The sequence below is a fragment of the Liquorilactobacillus hordei DSM 19519 genome, assembly GCF_019443985.1.
Lineage (GTDB): Bacteria > Bacillota > Bacilli > Lactobacillales > Lactobacillaceae > Liquorilactobacillus > Liquorilactobacillus hordei.
This window is the reverse complement of record NZ_CP049303.1, coordinates 896,181-922,157: the sequence shown is the minus strand read 5'-3', so window position 1 is coordinate 922,157 and position 25,977 is coordinate 896,181. Positions and strand designations below refer to the sequence as shown.

30 protein-coding genes and 1 riboswitch are annotated in these 25,977 nt (G+C 35.5%); of the genes, 9 read left to right on the top strand and 21 right to left on the bottom strand.

Translation table 11 applies throughout. The features are described 5' to 3' along the window. Positions 1-19 precede the first annotated feature (19 nt). Positions 20-304, bottom strand: coding sequence for a co-chaperone GroES (gene groES, locus G6O70_RS05665; RefSeq protein ID WP_057869616.1), 285 nt, complete (start codon positions 302-304; stop codon positions 20-22). Between the two features lie 175 nt (positions 305-479). Here groES and G6O70_RS05660 point away from each other — a divergent pair, with 175 nt between their 5' ends. The 3 genes from G6O70_RS05660 to G6O70_RS12190 are packed head-to-tail and all read left to right on the top strand — an operon-like array spanning position 480 to position 2,585. After that, a complete protein-coding gene (locus G6O70_RS05660; protein ID WP_057869615.1) occupies positions 480-1,112 on the top strand; it encodes a CPBP family intramembrane glutamic endopeptidase in 633 nt (210 codons plus the stop codon). 58 nt (positions 1,113-1,170) lie between these two features. Further along, positions 1,171-1,701: a helix-turn-helix domain-containing protein gene (locus G6O70_RS12195; RefSeq protein WP_057870480.1), complete on the top strand. Its 531-nt coding sequence runs from the start codon at positions 1,171-1,173 to the stop codon at positions 1,699-1,701. Further along, positions 1,644-2,585, top strand: a complete 942-nt coding sequence (locus G6O70_RS12190; RefSeq protein ID WP_309137219.1) for an IS3 family transposase — start codon at positions 1,644-1,646, stop codon at positions 2,583-2,585. Before G6O70_RS12195 ends, G6O70_RS12190 begins: the two co-directional genes overlap by 58 nt. Before the next feature lie 64 nt (positions 2,586-2,649). On the opposite strand, the gene G6O70_RS05650 is transcribed toward G6O70_RS12190, so the two are convergent. Then, complete coding sequence (locus G6O70_RS05650) at positions 2,650-3,303, bottom strand: redox-sensing transcriptional repressor Rex (protein ID WP_057870247.1); 654 nt, start codon at positions 3,301-3,303, stop codon at positions 2,650-2,652. A gap of 236 nt (positions 3,304-3,539) precedes the next feature. Between G6O70_RS05650 and abc-f the strand changes: the two genes are divergently transcribed. Next, the gene (abc-f, locus tag G6O70_RS05645; protein ID WP_057870248.1) at positions 3,540-5,480 is read left to right on the top strand and encodes a ribosomal protection-like ABC-F family protein; all 1,941 of its coding nucleotides are present in this window, start codon (positions 3,540-3,542) and stop codon (positions 5,478-5,480) included. A gap of 414 nt (positions 5,481-5,894) precedes the next feature. Here abc-f and tsaD read toward each other — a convergent pair whose 3' ends face one another. The 4 genes from tsaD to G6O70_RS05625 form a co-directional block, all read right to left on the bottom strand. Further along, a complete protein-coding gene (gene tsaD / locus G6O70_RS05640; RefSeq protein WP_057870249.1) occupies positions 5,895-6,926 on the bottom strand; it encodes a tRNA (adenosine(37)-N6)-threonylcarbamoyltransferase complex transferase subunit TsaD in 1,032 nt (343 codons plus the stop codon). Then, positions 6,919-7,506, bottom strand: a complete 588-nt coding sequence (gene rimI, locus G6O70_RS05635; RefSeq protein WP_057870250.1) for a ribosomal protein S18-alanine N-acetyltransferase — start codon at positions 7,504-7,506, stop codon at positions 6,919-6,921. Before rimI ends, tsaD begins: the two co-directional genes overlap by 8 nt. Continuing rightward, entirely contained in the window at positions 7,481-8,206 is a 726-nt protein-coding gene (tsaB, locus tag G6O70_RS05630) for a tRNA (adenosine(37)-N6)-threonylcarbamoyltransferase complex dimerization subunit type 1 TsaB (RefSeq protein WP_057870251.1), read from the bottom strand. Before tsaB ends, rimI begins: the two co-directional genes overlap by 26 nt. Positions 8,207-8,531: 325 nt before the next feature. Beyond that, entirely contained in the window at positions 8,532-9,062 is a 531-nt protein-coding gene (locus G6O70_RS05625; protein ID WP_057870252.1) for a folate family ECF transporter S component, read from the bottom strand. 34 nt (positions 9,063-9,096) lie between these two features. Beyond that, a riboswitch (THF riboswitch) is annotated at positions 9,097-9,193 on the bottom strand. A gap of 369 nt (positions 9,194-9,562) precedes the next feature. On the opposite strand from G6O70_RS05625, the gene G6O70_RS05620 reads away from it, so the two are divergent. The 3 genes from G6O70_RS05620 to G6O70_RS05610 all read left to right on the top strand — a co-directional run bounded on the left by G6O70_RS05620 (position 9,563) and on the right by G6O70_RS05610 (position 12,060). After that, positions 9,563-10,492: a hypothetical protein gene (locus G6O70_RS05620; protein ID WP_057870253.1), complete on the top strand. Its 930-nt coding sequence runs from the start codon at positions 9,563-9,565 to the stop codon at positions 10,490-10,492. A gap of 138 nt (positions 10,493-10,630) precedes the next feature. Further along, the gene (gene comA, locus G6O70_RS05615) at positions 10,631-11,404 is read left to right on the top strand and encodes a phosphosulfolactate synthase (protein ID WP_057870254.1); all 774 of its coding nucleotides are present in this window, start codon (positions 10,631-10,633) and stop codon (positions 11,402-11,404) included. Then, complete coding sequence (locus G6O70_RS05610; RefSeq protein ID WP_057870255.1) at positions 11,404-12,060, top strand: histidine phosphatase family protein; 657 nt, start codon at positions 11,404-11,406, stop codon at positions 12,058-12,060. The genes comA and G6O70_RS05610 overlap by 1 nt, the downstream gene beginning before the upstream one ends. 160 nt (positions 12,061-12,220) lie before the next feature. On the opposite strand, the gene G6O70_RS05605 is transcribed toward G6O70_RS05610, so the two are convergent. Further along, positions 12,221-12,418 carry a hypothetical protein gene (locus G6O70_RS05605; protein ID WP_057870256.1) on the bottom strand — a complete coding sequence of 66 codons (198 nt, stop codon included), beginning with the start codon at positions 12,416-12,418 and terminating at the stop codon, positions 12,221-12,223. A 158-nt stretch (positions 12,419-12,576) separates the two neighbouring features. Here G6O70_RS05605 and G6O70_RS05600 point away from each other — a divergent pair, with 158 nt between their 5' ends. Further along, positions 12,577-13,551 (top strand): asparaginase, encoded by a 975-nt coding sequence (locus tag G6O70_RS05600; RefSeq protein WP_057870257.1) that lies wholly within the window; start codon positions 12,577-12,579, stop codon positions 13,549-13,551. A gap of 189 nt (positions 13,552-13,740) precedes the next feature. On the opposite strand, the gene G6O70_RS05595 is transcribed toward G6O70_RS05600, so the two are convergent. From G6O70_RS05595 to G6O70_RS05580, 4 genes are read right to left on the bottom strand one after another with little or no spacing between them, the layout of a single operon-like run. Continuing rightward, positions 13,741-14,325: a hypothetical protein gene (locus tag G6O70_RS05595; RefSeq protein WP_057870258.1), complete on the bottom strand. Its 585-nt coding sequence runs from the start codon at positions 14,323-14,325 to the stop codon at positions 13,741-13,743. A gap of 60 nt (positions 14,326-14,385) precedes the next feature. Beyond that, the gene (locus tag G6O70_RS05590; protein ID WP_219934307.1) at positions 14,386-15,429 is read right to left on the bottom strand and encodes a hypothetical protein; all 1,044 of its coding nucleotides are present in this window, start codon (positions 15,427-15,429) and stop codon (positions 14,386-14,388) included. A gap of 43 nt (positions 15,430-15,472) precedes the next feature. After that, complete coding sequence (locus G6O70_RS05585) at positions 15,473-16,633, bottom strand: DUF6287 domain-containing protein (protein ID WP_057870476.1); 1,161 nt, start codon at positions 16,631-16,633, stop codon at positions 15,473-15,475. Positions 16,634-16,657: 24 nt separating this feature from the next. Beyond that, complete coding sequence (locus tag G6O70_RS05580; protein ID WP_057870477.1) at positions 16,658-16,996, bottom strand: hypothetical protein; 339 nt, start codon at positions 16,994-16,996, stop codon at positions 16,658-16,660. Between the two features lie 553 nt (positions 16,997-17,549). On the opposite strand from G6O70_RS05580, the gene G6O70_RS05575 reads away from it, so the two are divergent. Then, a complete protein-coding gene (locus G6O70_RS05575; protein WP_219934280.1) occupies positions 17,550-18,812 on the top strand; it encodes an ISL3 family transposase in 1,263 nt (420 codons plus the stop codon). Positions 18,813-18,896: 84 nt separating this feature from the next. On the opposite strand, the gene G6O70_RS05570 is transcribed toward G6O70_RS05575, so the two are convergent. The 10 genes from G6O70_RS05570 to dnaX form a co-directional block, all read right to left on the bottom strand. After that, a complete protein-coding gene (locus G6O70_RS05570; protein WP_057869707.1) occupies positions 18,897-19,640 on the bottom strand; it encodes an acyl-[acyl-carrier-protein] thioesterase in 744 nt (247 codons plus the stop codon). A 17-nt stretch (positions 19,641-19,657) separates the two neighbouring features. Further along, a complete protein-coding gene (gene rsmI / locus G6O70_RS05565) occupies positions 19,658-20,548 on the bottom strand; it encodes a 16S rRNA (cytidine(1402)-2'-O)-methyltransferase (protein ID WP_057869706.1) in 891 nt (296 codons plus the stop codon). Then, a complete protein-coding gene (locus G6O70_RS05560; RefSeq protein WP_057869705.1) occupies positions 20,545-20,889 on the bottom strand; it encodes a DNA replication initiation control protein YabA in 345 nt (114 codons plus the stop codon). The genes rsmI and G6O70_RS05560 overlap by 4 nt, the downstream gene beginning before the upstream one ends. Positions 20,890-20,903: 14 nt before the next feature. Further along, positions 20,904-21,899 (bottom strand): DNA polymerase III subunit delta', encoded by a 996-nt coding sequence (gene holB / locus G6O70_RS05555; protein ID WP_057869704.1) that lies wholly within the window; start codon positions 21,897-21,899, stop codon positions 20,904-20,906. An 11-nt stretch (positions 21,900-21,910) separates the two neighbouring features. Then, entirely contained in the window at positions 21,911-22,240 is a 330-nt protein-coding gene (locus tag G6O70_RS05550) for a cyclic-di-AMP receptor (protein ID WP_057869703.1), read from the bottom strand. Between the two features lie 26 nt (positions 22,241-22,266). Further along, entirely contained in the window at positions 22,267-22,905 is a 639-nt protein-coding gene (tmk, locus tag G6O70_RS05545; RefSeq protein ID WP_057869702.1) for a dTMP kinase, read from the bottom strand. A gap of 78 nt (positions 22,906-22,983) precedes the next feature. Further along, positions 22,984-23,223: a YaaL family protein gene (locus G6O70_RS05540; RefSeq protein WP_057869711.1), complete on the bottom strand. Its 240-nt coding sequence runs from the start codon at positions 23,221-23,223 to the stop codon at positions 22,984-22,986. A 14-nt stretch (positions 23,224-23,237) separates the two neighbouring features. Further along, positions 23,238-23,837, bottom strand: a complete 600-nt coding sequence (gene recR, locus G6O70_RS05535) for a recombination mediator RecR (protein ID WP_057869701.1) — start codon at positions 23,835-23,837, stop codon at positions 23,238-23,240. Positions 23,838-23,867: 30 nt separating this feature from the next. Then, positions 23,868-24,182 carry a YbaB/EbfC family nucleoid-associated protein gene (locus tag G6O70_RS05530; protein WP_141052842.1) on the bottom strand — a complete coding sequence of 105 codons (315 nt, stop codon included), beginning with the start codon at positions 24,180-24,182 and terminating at the stop codon, positions 23,868-23,870. Positions 24,183-24,196: 14 nt separating this feature from the next. Further along, a complete protein-coding gene (gene dnaX / locus G6O70_RS05525) occupies positions 24,197-25,921 on the bottom strand; it encodes a DNA polymerase III subunit gamma/tau (protein ID WP_057869700.1) in 1,725 nt (574 codons plus the stop codon). Positions 25,922-25,977: the final 56 nt, after the last annotated feature.

The window sequence follows — 25,977 nt, the reverse complement described above, 5'->3', positions numbered from 1 at the left end:
CGATTTATATAATAATATTTTAGTCTACAATTGCAACAATATCTTTTTCATGAACAACCAAATACCCTTTTTCTTCGTATTTGACTTCTGTGCCAGCATATTTATCAAACAAAACCGTTTCACCGACTTTAACTGATAAAGCAACCTTTTCACCGTTATCTAAAACTCGGCCTGCACCAACAGCAACCACTTTTCCTGTTTGTGGCTTTTCTTGAGCATTGCTAGCAATTACTATGCCGCCAACAGTTTGTTCCTCATCTTTTTGAACTTCCAAAATAACACGATCTCCTAAAGGTTTAAGCACTGTATATCCCTCCAATATTGTTTTGTTTTTAGCACTCTACTGTTCTAAGTGCTAATCACAACTATTACTATAATCAATTCAACCTAAAAATGCAAGCTTTTTATCACTCTAACAATCAGAGTGCTAATTAATGTATGCTATACTGGGTTTATTATTAAAATGAATGGGGTCAGTCATGAATATTAGAAAAAATTCGCTAGTGTTACTCGTAACATATCTTGTTGTTATGTTATTTCCAAGTATTCTTTTTGCAATATTCCAAAATAATTCTTTATTATTCATCGCAACTACTATCTTGGGAATCGCAGGAATATTTTTTATGTTCTATCTTAATTATAAACTGCCATTTAAAAATAGACTTGAAGAAAAATCAAGCTCGATGACTTCAATACTATTGTTAGGAGTTGTTGGAACCTTCTTAGCTCTTATTATCCAGAAAGTTTCCATGTTTGCTGAAGTTTATTTGCTACATCAATCGGCGGTTTCTGAAAATACAAGTCAGATAATGACAATTGTCTCTCACTATCCTTATTATTTAATATACGTAACAATCGCCGCGCCAGTAATGGAAGAATTCATATTTCGGAAAGTCTTTTTTGGTAATATTGCAACCTTCATTAACCCTATAAGCGCTGTCCTTATTTCCAGTATTCTTTTCAGCATTGCCCATGCTGACGGACATTATTTAACCTATGCTTGTCTAGGAATAGTTTTAAGTTTCATATACTACAAGGCTCATGATATCAAAGCACCGATAATTACCCATATACTCATGAACCTTCTTATTGTTGCTTTGCAATTAAAATAAAAAAGCCTACCTCATGAAGTGAACCCCCGAGATTGGACAACAATCTCGGGGGTTTACTATGACTAAATTTAATTTAGAGTTACGGATTTCTATTGTGACAGAATATTTAACGGGTATTAGTTCCATTCAATTGGCCAGAAAATACCATATTGCCAACAATGAAACGATTCTCCTATGGGTTCATCGCTTTAATCGTTTTGGCATTGCAGGATTAAAACCGAAATCTATGAATTTGGAATACTCTAGTGAATTCAAGATAGAAGTATTAAACTGGAAACAACAGCACAAAGCTTCGCTTCCAGAAACAGCACTACATTTCAACCTCTCTTCACCAAGTACTATCTGGCAATGGCAAAGAAAGTTTGATTTAGAGGGGCTCAGTGGACTAAATAGAGTGAGAGGAAATCCAAAGACTATGTCTAAACATAAAAAAGTGACCAAACCCACAACGGCACAAATCCAAGCACGCCACGATAAAAATGAGTTAAAGCAACTCAAGCAAGAAAATAAGATGTTAAGAATCGAGAACGAATTTTTAAAAAAACTCGATGCCTTAGATCACGAAAAATCAGCTCACGAGAAACCGTGACCTTAATTGATGATCTGAGGCGGGTCTTCAAAACGTCGATTAGTTTTATCCTTAAAGCCGTTAAGGTACCACGTAGCACGTACTATTACACTAAGCACAGTCAGGGACGAGAATATGAGAATGACCAGGTTATCCAAGCCATTGATGAAATTCGGCAAACAGATGCCAAGTATACTCAAAAATACGGTTACCGTCGCATAACGTTAGTTATGCATGAACAGGGATTTAAAGTTAATCATAAACGCGTCCTCCGAATTATGAAGGAGCAAGGCTGGACATGTCAGGCCTTTAATAAGCAAACTCGCAAATATAACTCATACAAAGGAACTGTTGGTAGAATAGCCAAAAATAAGTTACACCGTCGATTCAAGACAGATCGACCATATCAAAAACTCGTCGCCGACGTTAGTGAATTTCGATACGGTCAGATGAGTCAAAGTGAGCGAATCTATTTAGAACCCATCATGGATTTATTTTCGGGTGAAATTTTGGCATTTAACATTAGTGCACACCCAACTCTTGAATTTGCGTTGAAACCACTAAAAGAAGCATTAGATGGATTACCTGAGCTTCCTTATAGAACAACGGTACACACAGATCAAGGATTTCAGTATCAACATAAACAGTGGCAAAAAACGCTTAAAACTCATCATACCTTTCAGAGTATGTCCCGTAAGGCTACCTGCTTAGATAACGCCGCCATGGAATCATTTTTTCATCTCATGAAAGCAGAGATGATGGATGAACACTTCGAAAATTCAGAGAGTCTCGCGCAAGCGATGACTGAATGGATTGAATTTTATAATAACCGTAGAATCAGGACCAAACTAAAAGGCAAGTCACCGGTACAATACCGAGAACTTGCCAATCAGTTAGCAGCTTAATTTAGTTGTCCAAACTTGTGGGTTCACTTCATCAGCAAAAACCTTGGCAAAGCTTTTTTTCATGTTAGTCTAGTAGATTTTCTTCCTCATCACCAAACTTATTTAAAAAATAAATTAGTGTTTGTAATTCATTTGTTAAATCAACATTTTGAACTCTTACGGTGTTAGGAACTGTAATTCTAAGTGGTGTAAAATTAAGAATTCCTTTGATTCCAACTTCAACAAGTTCATTTGTAACTTGTTGAGCAACGCTAGATGGAACAGTTAAAATTACAATTTCGATTTGTTGAACAGTTAACTGTTCTTTCATATCGGCCATATCATAAACTGGCACACTACTTTGAATCGTTCCCGTAATATCTTGGTTAATATCAAAAGCTGCACTAATACGTACATTGTTGCTCTGATGGAAGTTATAATTTAAAAGGGCATGTCCCAAATTACCGACACCAATCAAAGCTACATTGGTTAATTGATCTTGGTTCAAAGTCTTTTTAAAGAAAGCGAGCAAACTATCAACATCATAGCCATATCCTCGTTTTCCTAGCGCACCGAAGTACGAGAAGTCTCTCCTAATTGTTGCAGAATCAACCTTAACGGCATCTGCAAGTTCAGTTGATGAAATTCTTTGCTTCCCTGCATCTGATAAAAAATGTAAGTAGCGATAATAAATTGGCAGTCTTTTGGCTGTCGCATGAGGAATTTTTGATGTTACCATTTTTTGGCTCCTTTCACTAATAAATGATTCAGTCTTTTTATGTAGTATAACACATTCCTTGTGAAATTACGCATTTAACTATCTTCACAAGCAATAATATTGTACCCTATATTTTACCGTATCCATGCTACACTAAAATACATTCACTTGCAATAGAATGCACATTCACTTGCTCAATTTCACAAGAATTATAAATGATATAATATTCATATTTTAATATTCAAGAGGTGTTTTTTATGATTTTACTTCAAGTACAAAATGTTGAAAGGTTATTTGGAAGCGATGTTCTCTTTGAAAGAGTTAACCTTGATGTTCAAGAAAATTCAAGAATTGCCCTTGTTGGACGCAATGGCGTTGGCAAGTCGACTTTAATAAAAATGATTGTTGGTCTGCAATCACCTGATAATGGACAAATTACTAAAAATAAAAATATGACTATTGGATATTTGGCACAGGATAATGGCTTGAATTCTTCAAACAGCATCTATGCTGAAATGCTCACTGTTTTCAATGATTTAAAGAAAATGGAAATAAAAATGCATGAACTAGAAAATGAAATTGCAACTTTTGATCACTTAACTCAATCACAAACAAAGTATGATACACTTCTTAGCAGTTATGATCAATTAACACATAATTTCAAAGAAGCAAACGGTTATGGTTATGAATCAGAAATTCGAGCTGTTTTACATGGCTTTAGATTCTACGAAGAAGACTTTTCTACCATTATCGGTACTCTATCGGGCGGTCAAAAAACGCGACTTGCTCTTGCAAAGCTATTACTTGAAAAAAATGATTTACTGATACTTGATGAACCTACCAACCATCTAGACATTGAAACCCTCAGTTGGCTTGAAGGCTACTTGCAATCTTACTCTGGCGCCCTTTTAATTATCTCGCATGATCGTTATTTTCTTGATAAAATCTCTAAGGAAGTCTATGAGCTAACATCTAGTGGAACTGATCATTATCAGGGAAACTATTCCTTCTATATCCAAGAAAAAGCAAAACGCTTCCAGCAAAAAATGAAGCAATACGAAAAACAACAAGAAGAAATTGAAAAGCTTGAAGATTTCGTTGCTCGCAATATTGTACGTGCATCAACAACAAAACGAGCACAAAGTCGCCGGAAACAACTTGAAAAAATCAATCGCCTAGAGCGACCCACAGATGGTCAACAAGAACCACATTTTCAATTTACAGCAGAAAGACAAAGTGGCAATATTGTCCTAAGTGTCGCCAATGCTTTCATTGGTCATGATGATAAACCAATATCAGGTCCAATTAATATTGATCTGCGGAAGCATCAAATGATGGCAATTGTAGGTAGTAATGGTATTGGTAAGTCGACCCTATTAAAAAGTATCCTTAATAAAATTCCTCTAATCAGTGGCGAATATTCATTTGGAACAAATGTTGATACCGGATACTACGATCAAGAATTAAAGAATCTACATGCTAACAAGACTGTATTGAACGAGTTGTGGGACGACCATCCTACTACTCCTGAAAAAGATATTAGATCTATTCTAGGAAGCTTTCTATTCTCTGGGGATGATGTTAAGAAAGTCGTTCACAATCTTTCAGGTGGTGAAAAAGCTCGCTTATTGCTGACCAAACTAGCATTTAACCATGACAATTTTCTAATTTTTGATGAACCTACTAACCACCTAGACATTGATAGTAAAGAAGTACTGGAAGAGGCACTTTTGAACTATAATGGAACTGTTCTCTTCATCTCACATGACCGTTATTTCATCAACAAAGTCGCAACCAGTGTCCTTGAAATATCCAAAAATGGCAGTCAGCTTTACTTAGGTGATTACGATTACTATGTCGACAAAAAAGAAGAACAACTCTTGCTTGCACAAGAAGAAAATAAGCAAACTGGCGAAATAGTGTCCAAGCAACCTGAAAAAAATAGTTATCAACTTACTAAAGAACAACAGCGGCAAGAAAGAAAGTTACGTCGTGAAGTTGAAGATATCGAGAACCAACTTGAACAGCTTAATGCTAAAGAAGAAGAGATTCAAAATCAAATGACACTTCCTGAAGTGTACTCTAATCTTCAAAAGAGCACTGAATTACAAGAATCACTAAAAAAGACCCAAGATAAAATCTCTGACTTAGAGGATTCTTGGGAAGAAAAAAGTATGGAACTTGAAAAATTTGATTAATGTTATATTGCGAATTAGATGTCAGATCAAAAGTTAGACTTTGACCTGACTTCTTTTTTTATTTGTATTTTAACAATGTCCTACATTAAAAATGCAATATAGCAAGCTTGGAAAATCTTGGCACCATAAAAAATCGACTGAGATAAAGATATAAAAATAAAAATGTTGATTCAGTTCTCCTAATTATCACAAATAAACGTGTTCCATAAGTCAAAACTCTCCGTCTAACTTCGAATTAGAACTCAAATTTTTCCGACCTATATCACGCTGTCTTGGTAGATTATCTAAAACTATTACTTAATATTCTACTTTTAAAAGCAAAAAGGCTAAATCAAAATTTAATTTCTGATTTAGCCCTTAATCATTCACTCGTAATCTCTTATTTTAATAGCTCTTTTTCTTATATTCCTATCTCTATTTTTCAATCCATTCAAACTCTAGACTAGGATCTGCATTTAATGCCAAATCTGCGACTTCACCATTTTTCCACGCAACATAACCGGCTGCGCCAATCATTGCAGCATTGTCACCGCATAACTTTAACGGTGCTTTAAGTAATTCGACGTCAGAATGCCTGCTTAATAATTGATCCAAGCCATCTCTAAGTCCCTGATTAGCTGCAACACCGCCCGCTAAAATCAGTTGTTTAATTGAAAATGAATTAAGCGCATGCTCGGTCCTGTGCAAGAGTACATCAATTACACTTTGTTGAAAGCTTGCTGCTAAATCATCAGCATTGAGTTTTTCTCCAACTTGATCAGCGTGATGAACTTTATTTATAAATGCACTCTTAAGTCCACTGAAACTAAAATCGAAGTTATCTTCCTTGAACATTGCCCGCGGAAATGAAAATGTATCACTACCTCTATGAGCCATCTCATCAATCTGTTTTCCAGCGGGATATGTTAACCCCAAAACTCGACCAATTTTATCGTAAGCCTCACCTGCCGCGTCATCACGTGTTTCACCAATAATCTGATACACATTTTCTTTAGGAAGATAAACTAACTCAGTATGTCCACCAGATACAAGCAATGCCATTGCTGGAAATTTAATCTCATTTGTAAATCTCGCAGCATAAATATGTCCTGCCATATGGTTAACCGGTATTAGAGGCAAATCATGTGAAAATGCAACTACTTTAGCACAAGCCACACCCACAAGTAATGCTCCAACTAGCCCAGGACCATAAGTAACTGCCACTGCAGAGAGTTCATCATAAGTTACATTTGCTTTTGCCATTGCATCCTCTAAACACATTGTGACCTGTTCGATATGGTGTCTGCTGGCAACTTCTGGTACAACTCCTCCAAATCTTTTATGGCTTTTAATTTGTGTTGCAACGATGTTCGACAAAATTTTATTTCCGTTCTCAATAACTGCAACACTCGTTTCGTCACAACTTGATTCAAAAGCTAAAATCAACTCTCTTTTTTGACTACTCATTAACTGTTTCCTTCTCATTCTTTATTGATAATCGCATATCTACAGCATCTTCATGATTAGACTGATAATATGATTTCTTTAAACCAATATTTTTAAAACCAATTGTACTATAAAGTTTTTGAGCACGCACGTTGCTCAACCGGGTTTCAAGAGAAAGTGATACATATTCATTGAACGTTGCACAATTAATCATTGTTTCAATTAAAAACTGTCCTAGACCTCGACTTTGAAAATCTGGGTGTACCGCAACATTCGAGATATGAACATCTCTGGTTTTCTGATTGAATGAGGCACCAATGAATGCCACAAGTTGGTCGTTTTGTCGCATTATTAAGTACAACTTACTTTTCTCATTACGTAGTTCACTCTCAAAAACTTCCGCATCCCAAGAATTGTCATCAGTATAAACCATCTTTTGCAAATGTAGCATTTCAGCTACATCAGGAACGACGGCCCTGCATAAAAGATATTCATTATCATGGATTACAACTCTTTTATTATCGAAGGTTAGTGAAGTATCTTCAAAATAATTAAAACAATAATCCAAAATTTTGTTAAATTTTCTCAACAAGTGCTTCATCTACTCTCCCCTGATGATTTTCTAACCATTGACTCTCTGCCTGTGTTAATCTCAAGTAATCCGGTACAAAACTATGAATATCAGCTGGTTTTCCCTTTAGACCAAGCAATCCCAAGCGATACGCTTGTGGGTAATCACGCTCCATGCTTGAAAAAGTTATCTCTTGCTGTTCATCCATTTTTTCTAAAATCTGTTTCTCAAGCTTGTGACTATCACTTCCAACAAAAATAATTCGCTGATATTTTTTTGTTTTTTCAAGCAAATTTTCCAATGATATGTGTTGATCTGGAATTATATTCGTAAGTCCATTAGAACCCTTGCTATATACTCCCGTAAAAACATTGTCACGTCTTGCATCGAAGATTGGAACTATCATAGTTTCTTCAACATTAATACCATCGGCTAAAACTGCTAAACTTGAAATACCTACAAGTTCTTTTCCAAGAGTAAATGCAAAGGTCTTGGCAGTCGTAACTCCTATACGCAAGCCCGTATATGAACCCGGTCCCTTTGCAACTACAAATCTATCAATGTCCGTTGCTTTCATCCCAACACTGCTCAATAAATTAGCAATCTGTGGCATCAATGTCACACTATGATTTTTTGACTGGTTTGTTGTGGTTGTTGCAACCAGTTCCTCATCTTTTAATATTGCAATACTCAAAGGTTGATTTGAGGTATCAATTGCCAATATATTCATTTTACTTACCGCCTCAATTCATCTTTAAATTCCATGGATAATACTAACACAATTATAGTATAAACAAGCTTGTATGCTAAATTTTTAATCATTGTAATAATTTTTTAAGAACAATTCTTAGACTATGATCAATTGCTTCTTATATAGACATATATCTAAAAAACTGATACCGCAACAAGTTAATAAAATCTAATTTATAGATGTTTAAACAAACTATTTTTCTACATAAACAAGCTGTACGCACTATAACTAAAAAAGCTGCATCAAAATTTTACTTTTGACCAGCTTCTCAATCCTATTTTTAAAATTTATTGACTATCACAAATCAATTAATTCGTTTGACCAAACCTGCCAGCGTCTTGTTCTTTCCAATCGCATACAACAGAATAATCTGTACCGGAATCATTAACAATTCCTTAATAAACCTCATTGGGAAGATTGCCCAAAAATTCGCATGGTATAAAAGAGAAATCCAATAGGTATTCATCAATGCATCCACTAGAAAAATATTAATCAATACTGCAATGATAATTCTTACCAGCGTAATATCTTTCTTATAAAATAGAATACCGTAGACTAAAGCTCCTAAAAAGGCAGAAACTGTGAAACCTGCAAAATATCCTCCAAGACCTCCAAAAATCAAAGTTCCGACAATATCTGCACATGCCGCACCGATTGCCCCTAACAAAGGACCAAACCAATATGACATAAAAAATACGATGACGAATGTGAAACTAATCCTTACTGACCAGATTCCAAACGACAAAAACTTAGATACAACAATATTAAGAGCAATCAATAAGCCCATTAACACAATATTGCGCACCGACAAACGTGAAACAAAACTGCTATTCATATAAGACATCTCCTCTTTGGAGTTGCCACAAAAATGCGGCGAATGCGAAAATAAAACCGCAGGCGCTAACCTTTCGTCTAGAAGACACATTCCGTCCTTCCAGCACTTGACGCTTTATTTTCTACCCCGAAATTTGTACTTTGCGTACCAAAACAGTGTATCACAATTATTCAATTAATTGTGATTCTTTTTCTCAGAATACACAAAAAAACTTTTTCTAATTTTCAAAACCAATTATTAATTGATAAACGCAACTTTACTTTTTCTGAAATCACTCTGCGAATTTAAATTATGCTTACACATAGTTAACTTACAACATACTGTACCTATGTAATTAATAATGTTATGCTACAAAATTTTTGAATAATTTGAAAAGCGTTTTTTTTGTGAAATTCATGTAATATCTTTTCGAATATTTACTTTCTTTATGCATTTATACCTCATTTAGTGTTAACATCATCTTATGAGTCAATAATATTTATGAGATGAGGTTACATATTGTGATAAAAAATCTTTCTAATTCGTTAAAATCTTACCTGCAAGAAAATAAGTCAATTTTCAAAAACAACTGGCTTTGGGCTGGTATTATGTATGTTTTACTTATTTTTGTGGCAAGTGTACTTTTTATGCTAGACTACGAGCTTTTTGCAGTTGGGGTCTCGTCTATTTCAACAAGTATCACGCTGCTATTATACGGTCAGTCAAGCTATCTGATATTCATTAATCTCTTAGAAATAATTGTTAGCATTATCTTGTTCTTCGTAATTGCAGTATTTTGTTTTTTTGTCCGTACTGCTATTCAATATGTTGTTCAAGATACGCTCAGAACTAAACTTACAAAAATTTCTTTCTCCAATGTTTTCAAGAAGTTTAAGCAGTTAAACAAAAACCAAGTACTTCGTTTATTTTGTTACTTGTCATTATTTATGTTCTTATGGTTATTACCTTTGATGATAATCAATATGTTCACTAGCAAAATAGCATTTGTTACGTATATCCTGCAATTCCTATTCTTTGTTGTAATACTTTGGAAGGGGATTGACTATTCACAAGCAATCTTCCTTTACCGTGAAAACCAACCACAATTTTTGGGACAATCACAACGCTATGCCCTAAAAGCTAGTAAACATTTCATCAAAAATTTACGTTTCAAATACCTATTGGTCTTGATTGGCTTAACTATTCCATTAGTTATTTGGATTGCTATCTGGAGTGTGGTTACCTACTTTGGATTCTACATCTGGGAACCAATCATGATTTATGGTGGACCAATTTTAGGAATTATTGGTGGTTGCTTCTATCTTCCTTTTGTACAATTCACACTGGCATACTTCTATGAGAAAAACAACAGTGGCGAATTAATTGAGAAATCTTTCCGCGATTGCTTTAAACCCATTGAGAAACTTACCGGTGAAGCATACAAGAACTAATTAGATATTTTATTGGGGGCTGTAGCAAAACAATTGTTTTGTTGCGGCCCTTTTACTGACATCATCCTGAGAAGAAATGTCCAGCAAATAAGTTTCATTAACTTTAAACAGCTAAATAATTAAAAAGTGGTCTTATTCATGTACGCTTACGAGTTTTTAAATAAAGTTCCACATACTAAAAAAAATCCATCAACTAGACTCAGTATGATTTTGGATAAAGGATTAGGATTGAATGCTGCAACAGACTTAGCTCAAAGTGCTGGCACATATATTGATTTCATCAAGTTTGGCTGGGGAACAGCTGCTACCTTCAAATCTGATTTAATAATCCAAAAAAATAAAATATATCATGATAGTCAAATTCTAACTTATCCAGGTGGAACTCTGCTAGAAGTGGCAATTCAGGAAAAGAAACTAGATCAATTCTTCCAAGAAACAGCTCGTTTGGGTTTCAATGCAATTGAAGTTAGTGATGGTTCAACCTCTGTCTCTAAAGAAATTCGTGATAATGTTATTTTTTTAGCTCGTGAAAAAGGATTTTTTGTTATTTCCGAAGCCGGTAAAAAAAATCCATTACTGGATCACAAGCTTAGTATTGAAACACGTGTAGCTCAAATTCAATCTGATCTTGCTTCAGGTTCAAACTTAGTAATTATTGAGGCTCGTGAAGCAGGTAAAAATATTGGCATTTATGATGAAAGTGGCAATATTATCTCCGAAGAGCTTGATATTTTAGCAGAAATTGGAACTAGTAAGCTCATATTTGAAGCCCCTCTAAAAAAACAGCAAGTTGACTTAATCTTGAAATTTGGTCCTCAAGTTAATCTTGGTAATATTGCGTCCACTGATGCAATTTCCTTAGAAACTTTACGAACTGGACTTCGTGGCGATACGGTAGGTAAAATAAAATAATGGATAAAAGAATTATTTTTGTACGTCATGGTAAAACTCAATGGAATGTAACTGGACGCCTGCAAGGAGCTCACGGAGATAGTCCGCTCATAGATACTCCTGAAGTCCAAGCTGATTTGAAGGCTCTCGCTGCTTATTTAAAACTCGCCAATCTTTCAGCAGTTTACTCCAGTCCGCTTAATCGTGCCTATGCAACAGCAAAGCTACTCTCTAAAAATATTTGTACACAATTACAGGTAGTTACTGATCCTGGCTTGTTAGAGGTTTCCTTTGGTTCATTTGAAGGCCTAAAAAAGGAAACACTACTCAACGACTACCCCACTGAATTTGCTTTGTTATCTTCTAGAATCGATGATCCGCGTCTCCAGCAACTAGGTATTGAATCTTTCTCGGATGCGCAAACAAGATTCTGTAAAACAATTAACAAACTCGCCAAAGCAATGGATGATAATCAAACTATTCTTGTTGTCTCACATGGTGCAATCAGTCAATTAGGTATTCAAGGCTTGACGAATAATCGCTATCTTAGTGGACTTTCAAACCTATCTTTGTCACAGATTGTTGAAAAAAATGGGCATTTCATAATTGAGAAATATAACGAAACGGCCTTTTTAACCCATCCTGTAATTCAGCAAAAAAATACTTCAATTAAGTAATTTAATAATCAATCAAAAAAGCCTTCTAAAGTCTGCCTTTATCAAACTTTAGGAGATTTTTTATAAGTTCTTTATTTAAGCCAAATATTCAAAAGTGCTAATCCAAGATTTAATAATAGAAGAATCGAGAGTGCCAACAAATGAAATAGCCTATGTTGCATCAAAATTGCGATATATTCTCTAATAAATGCATTGGGTATGAAGAATTTACTTGTTTTAGCTTTAATGTCGTATTTCCTAAAATACCATTCAATAATCTAAATTTATTATGCTTTAGACTAATACTTAATAGCCCTCCAAAGCCTATAAAAATAAGCCATGAGGCGATAACTATAATTGTTGCTAAATCAGTTTGCATTTTGTAGCCTCCATAGAAATTCTCAACATAATTCTAACAGATACACTGCGCGATTTACACGTCTACTAGTAGTTATACTAAATTATTTTTTATAGCTAGCATTTAATTCACTAAGTGTATATAATGAGAAAGTTAATTCCTATAGGAGGTCTCCAGCAATGAAAACAATACTCATATTACATACTGGCGGTACGATCGCAATGTCGCAAAATGAAGACGGCGGTGTTGCTCCTGGTAGCGCTAATCCCTTAGATACCTTTGAAAATCCATTTATTGGGAAATTAAATCTAATTACAGAAGACGTCTTTAATCTACCTTCCCCCCATATTGGGCCTGCTGAAATGCTTTTATTGCAAAAAAGAATACTAAAGGCTGCGGCGGAAAATATTGATGGTGTTGTTGTTACTCACGGAACAGATACCCTTGAGGAAACTGCTTATTTCCTTGACTTAACCGTTCCCAATGACTTCCCTGTTGTTATTACAGGTGCAATGCGCTCTGCAAACGAAATTGGCTCTGATGGTCTTCATAATTTCCAAACCGCAATCCAAACTGCAGCAAGTGATGAAGCAAAAAATAAGGGTGTACTGGTTGTGATGAATGATGAGATTCACACTGCCCGCTACGTCACAAAGACACATACTACTAATGTTGCAACATTCCGTACCCCTACATTTGGCCCAATTGGCTTAGTTACTAAAAACCGTGTTTTCTTCTATGAACAACTGCTGCTGAATGATTATCATCCAATTGACCATATTGTAAATCATGTCTATCTCGTAAAGGCATATGCAGGAATGGATTCAGAGATGTTGGAATTTATGGATAACGACGAAACAAATGGAATTGTAATTGAGGCCTTAGGTGCTGGAAATCTACCTCCTCATGTTTTACCTGCACTAAAAAAGTTGCTGGCTCGCAAAATTCCAATTGTCTTAGTTTCACGATGCTTCAACGGAATTGCCCAAGAAGTGTACTCATATGATGGTGGCGGAATCCAATTAAGCAATCTAGGTGTCACTTTTTGCCATGGCTTAAATGGTCAAAAAGCACGTATTAAGCTATTAGTTGGTCTCAGTGCCGGTCTTTCAACTACTGAACTGACTAACTTTTTAGGTGATGCTGTTTCATAATTTTTTAATATTGCTTTTAAAATTGAAACTTGAATAATAAATTAAATAATTCATACAAAAAAGGACTAGCCAAAAAATTTGACTTAGTCCTTTTTTCATTTAGGAAAATCTGAATTGCGGAACACGTTTATACGGAATAAATGAGTAGGTGGTTGGGTCGAAATTTAACGTTCTGCACACTCCCCTTTTCTATTTATTACGAGTATTGAGAAATGTTCCAATATTTGCTGCAGCTGATATTGAAGCCATTGTGTTTGTTGACTTTGCAACTGCCAGATTTTCTTGTTGGAGTGCAAGCTGATCATTTTGAAAATCTTGATTCTCTGCAAGGTTAAAAGCATCTTGCAGTGTTACGGCACGATTATCTTTTACAAGTTTAATCAGACGATCAATTGTCCAGTAAGAATAAAATTTATTAGGAAAATCATTGGCTCCGGCTAGATACTCTTGCTTATTCTCCTCAACATTTAGATTTTCCCTAGCTGTCTGGACTTGCATTTTAAGTCCATTTCCTTGCCTAAATTTCATAACAAATAAACCAATAAATACTGTCCACCAACCTATTAACCAAAGTACATAAAAAATCATACTATTAAGTGTCATAAAAGGAACAATAACACCTGCAATAACCGTTATTAATAGTCTTTTTTTAAACTGGCTATTTACTAAGTTAAGTTGTTCATTAGCAGTAGCTAAGTTATGCCTTGCATTTTGAACTGCGACTGTAAGCTGTTGTTTTTCTTGTAGATACTTTAATGTTTCTTCTTTATTCATTTTCTTCCTCCAAAGTAACTTTTTATTATTAAAAAATAATGACTAGCTTTATTATTATTTTTACCATCCACCATCCATACTACGTCCAGCTGTCGTATTTGTACCTGTAATATTACCACTTTGAATTGATGCTGATGATGTTTGTGGAACTGTATTATTATGATAGCTACTTGCTGTTGGTGTCTTTGCTTGAGTTGAACTTTTTGCTGGTGCATGATAAGTTGAACTTGCAGCCGCATGATAAGATGCTGCTGCACTTCTTGCAGGTGTTGCTGATGCCTGTGTTGCGTGACTCGTTGTCGATTGTGTTGTATTTGTATTTGTTGATGCTCTTGTAGTTGATGTTGCTTGTGTTGCCGAAGTTGCTTGGGAAGCGGATGATGATCGTGTTTCTTCAGAAGACATTTTTGCCATATTTGAGGATTCAGCTGCACTTGCCGATGATGAACTTGCAGCAGCTACCGCAGCTTTTGCTTGTGCAACTTTTAATTTCTTTTCCGATAATGGTTTTGTCATATCTAACACTTGTGACTCAGCATAATTTGTATGAGTAACAACTAAAACAACCATCGATTGTTCATATTCTTTTTCCATATGAGTTGCTAATTTTGAATTCTTTAAGTCTGCTATATGCGAACGAACTGTTTGCATATTAATTAAACTACTATCTTTTACTACATTAACAACATCTGTATATGCTCTACGAATATCTTTAGTATTCGTATCATTGCCTTTGATTTCAGCAATTGCCGTTGCTGCTTTATCTTCGGCCTTACTAACGATAGGCGCAACATAATTATCAGGTCGTCTATTAACAACATTGGGGTCAGTTTTGGCATCTTTTTGCTCAGCTTTATCATTAGCATTAAAGACATTTTTTACTGCTGCATCAGCTTTTTTCACTTGTTCAGCTTTTGACTTAGATAAGTTTTGATATGGATTGTTATTTTTGCTGCTCACACTAGCTGCAGTACTTTGCCCACTATCTTGCTTGGTCTGATTGCTCCCACATGCTGTTAAAACAATAGTAATCAACATTGCTGTAATAACGAACGCAATTTGTTTGCTTAATTTTGTTCTCCCCCAAAATTCCTTGTTGGGCATTTTTTCCACTCCCTTTAATAGGATTTTCACTTAGTAATCAGTTTCAGTTAGTTGTACTCTGAAAAACTTCTGTATAGCTATTATTACTAGTCCAAATAATTATTCGATTTTTTGAATTATCAACTGTCGTTGGAATATTTTTATCAAAATCAGACATTGAAATTCCTTTTGGATAGAAATAAATAGAATAATTTATCGCTACACTTTCATCTGCAAGGCCAGCAGTTAGATAACCATTCGTCTGACTAAACACTACATCATTGTTGTTGGTTCCATCATTCAAGATATTTCCCTGTAATGACAAAGTACCATTAACAAGTTTATCTTTAGACACTGTCAGTGTATCTCCTTGAGGAACATCCCAATGACTTCCAGTTCCATCTTGGCGATTAACAGAAACAGCAGCTTCTTGCCATGTTCCTAATAAGCTTTCATAGTCTCCTTGCTGAATTTGAGAAAAGTTCATTTCTTGTGCTGTCGTTGGTTGTGCTGATGATGCAGTTGAGCTATTAGCTTGTGGACTATTAGTTTGGTTTGTATTCTGAGACGATGCTAATTTTTCTTGCTCTGCCTTTTCTTGTGCTGCCTTCAACTTTTTATTTGATAGAGGTTTGGTTTTATTGAGTACCTCGCTCTCATCCATGCTTGTATTCGCAGCTACTATTCTGGCCATTTTTTTCTTATATTTATTGTTCATCTTTTTTGCTAGTAGTGAATCGTTAACTTGTCCAATATATGAGCGGGCAGTCTGCATATTGATTAAGCTTGGACTTTTGACAACCCCAACAATAGCCATGTAGCTCTTACGGATCAATTTTGTGTTCTTGTCGGTGCCTTTGATTTCTTTAATTGATTTTATCGCTCTTATAGTAGGATTATTAACTTTTTTATCACTATTCTTTTTTACCACTATCGCAACATGCACGGATTTTGAAACAGCATCATCCGCTTTTTTTACTTGTTTTGCCTTGGACTTTGTCAGGTTTTGATATGCATTACTACTCTTCGTACGACTTGTCACACTACTATCGCTGCTTGCTTTATCCTTCTGAGACTTGGCTTGATTACTACCACATGCAGCAAGACCCGTAGTGAGAAACAGCATGATAACAATCATTCCAATTAGCTTCAGTAGTTTTTGTCCTAAGGTTAACTGTGAATTATTTCTTCTAGTCGACAGGTTACTACTATTTCTGCTATTCATTACTAATAACATCTCCTGATACCTTTATTCTTTTTTCGTATATGTTGTACCTTTAGCTAAGTTAGCTATACCATCGGCAGACGTAATGGTAAACGAATTGCGATTATCAGATAATTTAGCCCTCAGATGATAATCATTAATTTTGATTGTGAGATCATCACCATCGATTTTATATGTACCTTTATCAATAACCTTGCCATTTTGCTTTTCTGTGACCTTGTCGCCATCAAAAATCATTGTATCTTTTTGTTCAACAAAGAGAAGTGTAATTTTACCAGTATATGCCCCGCTTAACTTGTTCCCGCATCCAGTAAGGATCAACCCCATCATGACAATAAAACTAATAAGTACTTTCTTTTTCACTTTTTTTCCCCATTTCTCGTCCCATCGTATTTAATCATTTTCTTGCTGTACTTCTATAAAAAAGCACAATGTTACAACATCTTTGCTTTACATAAAATTATCTTACTTTCACTTATATAATGGCTTTAATTTTTTTGCACCTATTTATTTCAACTTCTACCTGCAGCTTTATTTAGGTACAGTTACTAAATTACTAGTCCTTTAATATTTATCGGTTATTAATATTGATTATAAAGTGACAAATGTTATTTTTTTATTAGTGATTAATAAAAAGTGTATGTCATATCTCAAGAAGCCTTGAGTACTAACTCGAAATTCCAAACACTGTAAGCACCTTGCTATAGTCATTTTAAGTTAGCCGGAAAATTTCAGATTATAAATCACATTTATTCATAGCAAATAAATAGGCTAGGTCAAAAATTAAATTGGCTCTAAAATATTGGGTGTTGATGAACTTCCATCAACACCCAATTTTCATGTACAATAAAAGGACAAGTTCCCAAATGCACCACCACATACCAACCAAAGTAAAAGTAAAGGCAAGTGAGAAAACATGTCCCAAGACTATTCTATCGAAAATATACTTCAAATCCAAGACCCAAATATTAAATGTATCAGTATTGACAATTCTGATCCCAAGAAACAAGTCATTCATGCCAAATTAACTTATTCGATAAAGCGCTGTCCACTTTGTGGCCAATCCCAAGTAGTCCGTTTTGGAACTAATTTGATCAACGTCAGGATGCCACCTATCAAAGAACGACCAGTTATCTTAAAACTGCTTAAACAACGTTATCTGTGCAAAAGAGGGCAACATACTTTTAGTGCTGAAACGTCGCTAGTTAAACCACACTGTCAAATCTCAGAAGATACCAAACAGATGATTATTCTACAGCTTACTAAAGATCGTAGTATTACTGATATTGCAGAGGAATTAAATGTTTCACCAGTGGCAGTTAATCGAGTACTTGATTCATTAGCGATTCAGACTAAGACCGCCTTGCTTACCTTACCAACTACGTTGTGTTTTGATGAATTTCGCTCCACTGGTCATCAGATGAGTTTTATTGCCATTGATGGTGATACACATCGGCTAGTTTCTGTTTTACCTAATCGCCTTAATCGAAGTATCCAAAATCACTTTGAAAGTAACTATTCCTTAGCTGAACGTAGGAAAGTTAAACAAGTAGTTATTGATTTCAATGCACAGTATCAATCCGTAATTCACATAATTTTTCCAGAAGCAAAAGTTATCGCCGATAACTTTCATCTAGTTCAAATGGGACTCCAAGCACTGAACCAGACACGCGTACAGTTAATGCATCGATTCACTCAAAATTCACGAGAATATCGAGTTCTCAAACATCACTGGCGTTTATTTTTAAAAACTTATTCTGGCTTAAATCAACGTAAACCACAATGGTTTGCGCATTTAAAGAACTGGTTCACCCAAGAACAATTAGTCTGGCAAGGTCTTGAGTTAGATTCAACCTACCAACACACTTACTTCGTTGCGCATTCCCTAGTTGATGCCTTAAGAAAGCGTGATTATTTAAAGTTCATTAAAACACTAAATCGAGCTGACAAAGTCAGCCCACAGCTTGAAACTACAATAAAGACCTATCGCAAATATCTACCATTAATTAAAAACATGATGGCAAGCAACTATTCAAATGGCCCACTAGAAGGTGTTAATCGCAAAATCAAACAAATTAAACGCACGGCATACGGCTATAGAAACTGGTCACATTTTTACACCCGGATTAGAATTGAATTTACGATTCGAATAAAAAAAAGAAAACCAATTCGAAAATGAATTGATTTTCTTTTAAAAATTTCCCATCAACAGCGGTTGACAAAGAGCCATTAAATTTTAACCTAGCCTATAGTTTTTTTATTTTTACTTTTTTCCCCATGTACAGCAAGCATAGCAACTTTCTTCTTCGCCCGCTTTAACCAAATGATAAGTTATCAACTGATTTTCAGCCATCCTAGTCTCGGTATTAACCATCTCACCGTAATGAACCTCACGCTTATACTTAATATTCATTTCTACAAGCGTGTGTGTTAATAAGAAATTCTCATCTAGCCCATCAATCATCCAATCAAAATAATGAACATTATTAACATGCTGATTTGAGTCAATGTCCATAAACCGTACTCGATAGTTTTTCTCTGAAATCAATTGGCTAGTCTCATCAATCTTGGGGTCAGGTACGCGCTCAATCTTAGTAGTATATTCACTCTTATATGGCTCAATGAATTCTGGTAGTAAGCGTGCAATCTTTCTTTTCTTCTGATCCATCAAAACGAAGATACTGTGCATTTTCACAATAACCGTTCCTTTTTCGTCCTCAATCCAGAAATCACGATAACAAAAATATCGGTTGTACGAATCCGCTCTCGTAAATATCCTTATATTCTCACCGTATACAGGTAATCTTTCAATTTTCAGAATATGTTGTGTTATTACCCAGCCATATCCTTTTTCATTTAACTTCTCTTCAGTTAATCCCAACTCAATGCTCTGATCTTGTGAAGTCAGCATCAAGATATTTACTAGCATCCCGATTGTTGTCCTTCTAGTACGATCAGTCTCATAAAACAAAATCTTATGGGGTTCACTAAAAATATTCTCGCCCAAAAAACCGCCATCTTTCCCTATACATCAATATGATGAAAAGTATTGTAAACTACTTGTTTTTTTAAATTATTTTTCTTTGCAATTTCCTTAATTGCATCATTTGGTCGATAATTTTCTTCATTAATTAGGTTAGAGACTTGTTCTTCTAATGGAACTTCGCTCGCTGTCTCTCCCACTGTCTCTTCTAAGTCGTTTAGACTTCCTTCTATAATAATGCAGAACTCTCCTCGAACTTGATCTTCTTTAGCCCACTCGAGTGCCTCGGCAATCGTGCCCCTAATGAATTCTTCATATCTCTTGGTAAGCTCTCTGCACAAAACAATTTTTCTTGCACCACCAAAAAAAGTCTGAAAGGATTCCAATGTTTTCTTCAGACGGTGCGGTGCCTCATAAAAAATTAATGTATCTCTCTTTTTTGCCAGAGACTTCAACTGTTCTTCTTTTTCTTTTTTTCGCCGTGAAATAAAACCAATGAAGGTAAAGGGTTGTGGATCTATTCCTGAAGCAATCAGCGCACTGATACCCGCGTTTGCTCCTGGCAATGGAGTAACTGGAATGCCTGCATCAATGCATGCTACAACCAATTCATGCCCAGGATCACTAATTGAAGGAGTTCCCGCATCACTAACTTGCGCGATTGTAATTCCCTCGGTTAACTTCTTGATCAGTTGAGGAATTCTCGCCTGTGTATTATGTTCGTGGAAACTAATCTGTGGTGTCTTTATCTCGAAATGATTCAATAATTTTTGAGTATTGCGCGTATCTTCCGCAGCAATCAAATCAACTTGCTTAAGCACCTCAACAGCTCTGTATGTCATGTCTCCCAGGTTACCAATTGGAGTTGGCACCAAATAAAGAACCCCCTGAAGATTTTTCTGATGATAACTGCTCATTTTTTCTAATGTCATTGTCGTCTCTCCCCGTAAATTACATCTTGGCAAAAGACACATGGTTCGTCATTAATTCTTCTCGTTCCATACATGCTGTCAACGTTGCACACATGGAATCCTTCTTCATATAACATCTCTAAATTTTTGCGTGATTTAGACAATCCGCTTTGTTCATCAGATTGCTTTTGTTCTTCTAATTCTTTTAGATGTGCTCGCAAATGCTGGTTCTCAATCTCTAATTCTGCATTTTTTTCAATGACTTTTGTCATCTCTGCTTTTATGAGCTCGATTTTTTCAATCATCTTCTGAGCTTCTGCACCCAAATCGGAGAATCCATCATATAATTCTCGCTTGTTCAAAAAATCACCTTCATCTATGAGTGATAACATTGACTTAAATCAATCGTCAATGCTTCAATAACATTCTGGAACGAGACATTCACCATTAACCGTTTTCTCGTTGCTAGAACTAATTCAACAGCTTCCGTAACTTTTTCAGCTGTCAATTTTTCTATTAATTCTGTGAAGTCCGCTTGAAATTTCACAAAAATATTATCCTTTTCACCATAATATACAGATATTGAATTTTTAACAAGTAAGATTATTAAATTCAATAGAATAACTTCATCATCTTTATTATTTACAAGTGGCATTAAATTCATCTGAACTTCCACAAAACATCTTGCATCATCTTGTAAAACATGTAAATACCACACACACACATTTTGAACAAGCTTATCAAAATCTTCATTTGTCGCTATTTTTTTTGCTTCATCCGAACTATCAGCTAAGTTTCCTAAAATGATTGCTTTATCTGCCGTAACTCCTGTTTTTCTTAACGTCGCAGTTAACTGAGCACTAGTCGGTTTCGCAAGTTCAAACAATTGACATCGTGATACAATTGTCGGTAAAATTCGATTTACTGATTCTGTCAGCAAAAAGGCAACTACATTACCACTAGGCTCCTCTAAGAACTTCAATAATCCATTAGCGGCACTTACTGTCATTTTGTCAGCGTCCTCAATAATAAAAACTTTTTGGTTACCTTCGACCCCACTCTTACTAAATTCCGACTTCAAGAAACGAATCTGCTCAACCTTGATTGATAAGCCATCAGGAGCAACATGCACAACATCAGGATGATTGCCACTTGCAATTCTTCGACATTCTTCACAATTCAAACAAGGGCTACCCGCAGTCTTATTTTGACAAAAGATTCCTTGGGTAACCCATAGCGCTAATGTTCGTTTGCCAATCCCTTTTGGGCCAGTCAGCAAGTATGCATGCGCTAGATGCTCTTGCATTATCACATTAGCAAAGTAATCCGTTAAAACTGGTTGCTGCTTTTGAATTTCATTAATTTCGTCCATAATTTAAAAACCTAAAATTGTTGGAAAGAATCAATTGGTAAAACAAAAACTGTTGCTCCCCCGACTTGAACCTCTACTGGGTAAGCGGCAGAGGAATCCATTGAAGCATCTAGATTAATCGGCGGTGTCATGAATTGTTTTCGTGTTCTTGATGTTTCACGAATAAGTTCTAGAACCTCATCAATTCGTTCTTCTTCAATCCCAATCATAAATGTTGTATTACCTGATTTTAGAAAACCACCAGTTGTTGATAATTTCGTTGCACGAATATTAGATTCAATAAACAAATTGCTTAACCGATTACTATCTTTATCTTGGACAATCGCAATGATCATTTTCATTTTCTTTTCCCTCCATCTTTGAACCCTTATTTAAAAAGATCTGGTAATTTTATTTTCATTTGATTAACTGTGAGTTCAATAACTTCTTCTAGAGGAAGAGAAGCATCAATCACAATAATTCGTTCAGGATTATCCTGTGCAAGTTTTAGATACGCAGCATGGACTTTATTGTGAAAATCCAAAGACTCCTTATCAAGTCTATTTATTTCATTTTGTCTGTGTTCCTTAATGCGGTTTAATCCTATCTCCGGCAATAAATCAAAATAAAAAGTAAAATCTGGAGTAAGTCCCTCAGTAGCAAAAAGATTCATTTGCAAGACTTCTGCTTCACCTAAGGCTCTCCCAGCTCCTTGATAAGCAACTGAACTATCTACATAACGATCACAAAGAACTAACTTTTCTTGTCTCAATGCCGGCAAAACACTCTCAATTAAATGCTGTCTTCGCGCTGCCGCGTAGAGCAATGCCTCCGTTCGGGCATCCATCTCAACCAATTCAGTATCTAAAATAATATCGCGAATTGCTTCAGATATCCGGTTACCTCCCGGTTCTCTCGTTAATAGATACTCCTTATTGTATTTCCTTAATAAACTAACTATCCCCTTCAAGACACTGGTTTTCCCGGAACCTTCTGGGCCTTCAAAAGTTACAAATTTCCCACTCACGCATTTGACCTCACTAACTTACTCTTAGTTCTATTTTACTTTACTAATCTTTAGCTGTCTAACAATCTTAACCTCAAATTAATGTTCAATTATCGAAGATTGGACATGCCCATGAACTTTTCTTCTGCGGGCTTCCAAATATAGAAACGCATACTTCGCACCTTCAAGCATTGTTTGAGCAATTAATTCACTGTCTTCTTCCCTAACTGCTCTTTGAGTCTGTTTAGCATGTTCCCATTGGGCAGCTGCTAGATCAATTGTATCAAGTAAGTGCTCATCATATTCTTTTCTTAGCTTTTGCTTTTTCTTGCCAAACAATCCCAATCATCCTCTCAAATTTCTTGGCGTCCTTCAATAGCTTTAAATAAGGTCATTTCATCTGCATATTCAATATCACTGCCTACTGCAAGTCCATGGGCCAATCTTGTAACTTTTATTTGTGCTGGCTTGATTAGTCTTGAGATATACATTGCAGTTGCTTCACCTTCTGGAGTCGCATTAGTTGCAATAATTACCTCTTTCAAGTCTGTATTTTTTTGGAGCCTTTTAACTAGTCCCGTAATATTAATATCTTCTGGTCCTTTACCTTCCATCGGTGATAATACACCGTGCAAGACATGATATAGCCCATGATATTCACGCATTCTTTCAAGCGACATCACATCTTTGGGCTGTTCGACAACAATTACCTTTGTCTGATCCCGTTGTCTATCAGCACAAATGATACATGGATCACTCTCGGTTATATTTCCGCAAATGCTGCAATAATGTAAATCTTTTTTTGCAGCAACTAACGACTGTGCAAAATCCGCGACATCGTCTTCTTGCATATCGATTGTGAAAAAGGCTAAACGCGTTGCTGTTTTCTCACCAATTCCAGGTAATTTTAAGTAACTATCAATCAATTTGGCAATTGGTTCTGGATATTGCATATTAACATTCCTCTCTGCCTAAGTTGTATTTTAAAATCCTGGAATATTTTGTGCGTATTTACCCATTTTTTGTTGTGTTTCCTTTTCAATCTTTGTAATCCCATCATTGACCGCCATTATTACTAAATCTTGTAGCATATCAATATCATCAGGATCGACTGCCTCAGGTTTGATTTGAATATCTTTCATTTCTTTTTTTCCATCAAACGTTACAACTACTAAGTCATCTGCCGATTTTCCTATAAACTCTGTCTTCTCAAGTTCTTCTTGATCCTTCTTCATGTTTTTTTGCATCTTTTGCATTTGTTTCATCATACCTTGCATATTTCCCATTCCACGCATCATAATTAATCTTCTCCTTAGTCTTCTTTTATTTTCACTATTTGATTAAAATTTTCACCAAAAAATTGCTTAGCAGCAGTAATTTGTGGATCTTCTACTTCTTCTTTATCTTTGCTGTCAGATTGTTGATCCTTTTCAGAAACGTCTTGGTGTTCGGTAAGATATTTTTTCCTAATTTCTGGCCATTTTTCCTTTGGCATAAAGACCATTTTATAATCTTGTCCGATTAGTCGTTCCAATCCTTGAGTCAAACTATCCTTAAGTACTGTATTGCCATCTGCCTTTTCAAACAAAAAATCATAATCAAAACTTACAATGACACCTTTTGCGCTAGCAGCTACAGGCTTACTAACATTCATAATAGCACGTTGCGTAACAGATAACATATTCATTAGATCTGGCCAGATATCCTTTAATTTTATCAAATCATTTCTAGTTGCATCGGCAAGTATCGGATATACTTTTTTCAAATCAATTACTGTACTGTTCTTTTTTCTGACAGGCACTTTCTTTTCTTTGACTGGAGCAACTCGCTGTTCTGGATTTTTCTGCAAATTATCAACAACTTTTTTTAATTCTTTTACTTGCATTTTTAGTTCTGTGATTTCTTCTTGAGATGCACTAGACAATTCTGTTGGTGCATTGATTTCAACTTTTTTTGTTAATTGTGTTAATTTGACAGTCAAGACTTCAAGATAGATATCTGCATGCGTAGAGAATCGCATATTTTGCTGCTGTTCATTCAAAATATCAATTGCTTTATATAATGAATTGATATCCGTTTGCTCTGCTAAAGTTTTAAAGTTCTCATCGATGTCCAATAAACTATTTTGCTCAACAATATTTGGCGAAGCTTGATACAATAATAAGTCTCTACAATAATCAATAACGTCTTCTACTAAACGATTCGCATCTTTTCCTTCAGCCATTACCTCTTGCAGTGTTTGCAACGCAGCAGCAGTATCACCTGCAAAAATAAGTTTAAGATATTGATTGAGCTGCTCATGTTTCACACTTCCTGTTACTAATAATGCATTCTCTAGTGTTACAACATCATTGCCAAAAGAAAGCACCTGATCTAAGATACTTAACGCATCTCTCATTCCACCAGCCGAAGCTTTTGCAACAACTCGCAGTGCTCGCTCCTCATACTCAAACTTTTTTTCTGTCAAAATATATTGCATTCTCGCAATAAGATCATCATTAGTAATTCTTTTAAAATCAAATCTTTGCGTACGCGATATTATTGTCGCCGGGATTTTATGTGGTTCAGTCGTTGCCAGAATAAAGACCACATTACTAGGTGGTTCTTCAAGTGTTTTCAGCAATGCATTAAAGGCGCCTGTTGAAAGCATATGAACTTCATCAATGATGTATACCTTGTAGTCAGCCTGTGTCGGTGCATACTTAACTTTATCTCTAATGTCACGAATTTCATCCACGCTATTATTAGATGCAGCATCAATTTCAATCACATCATTCAATCGTCCTTCAGTAATTGCTTGACAAGTTGCACATTCATTACAAGGTTCGCCATCTTTTTGATTATGACAATTAATTACCTTTGCAAAAATTTTTGCTGCTGAGGTTTTACCCGTTCCGCGCGGCCCAGTAAAAAGATAAGCATGACTCGTTTGCTTGGTCATAATTGCATTTTGTAAAGTTTGAGTTATCATCTTTTGACCGACTAAATCAACAAATTTTTGTGGTCGCCAGACACGATATAGGGCCTGATATCCCATGCTAACACTCCTATCTTTTGCAATTTAAAAAAACTCCCGACCACAAGGCAGTCGGG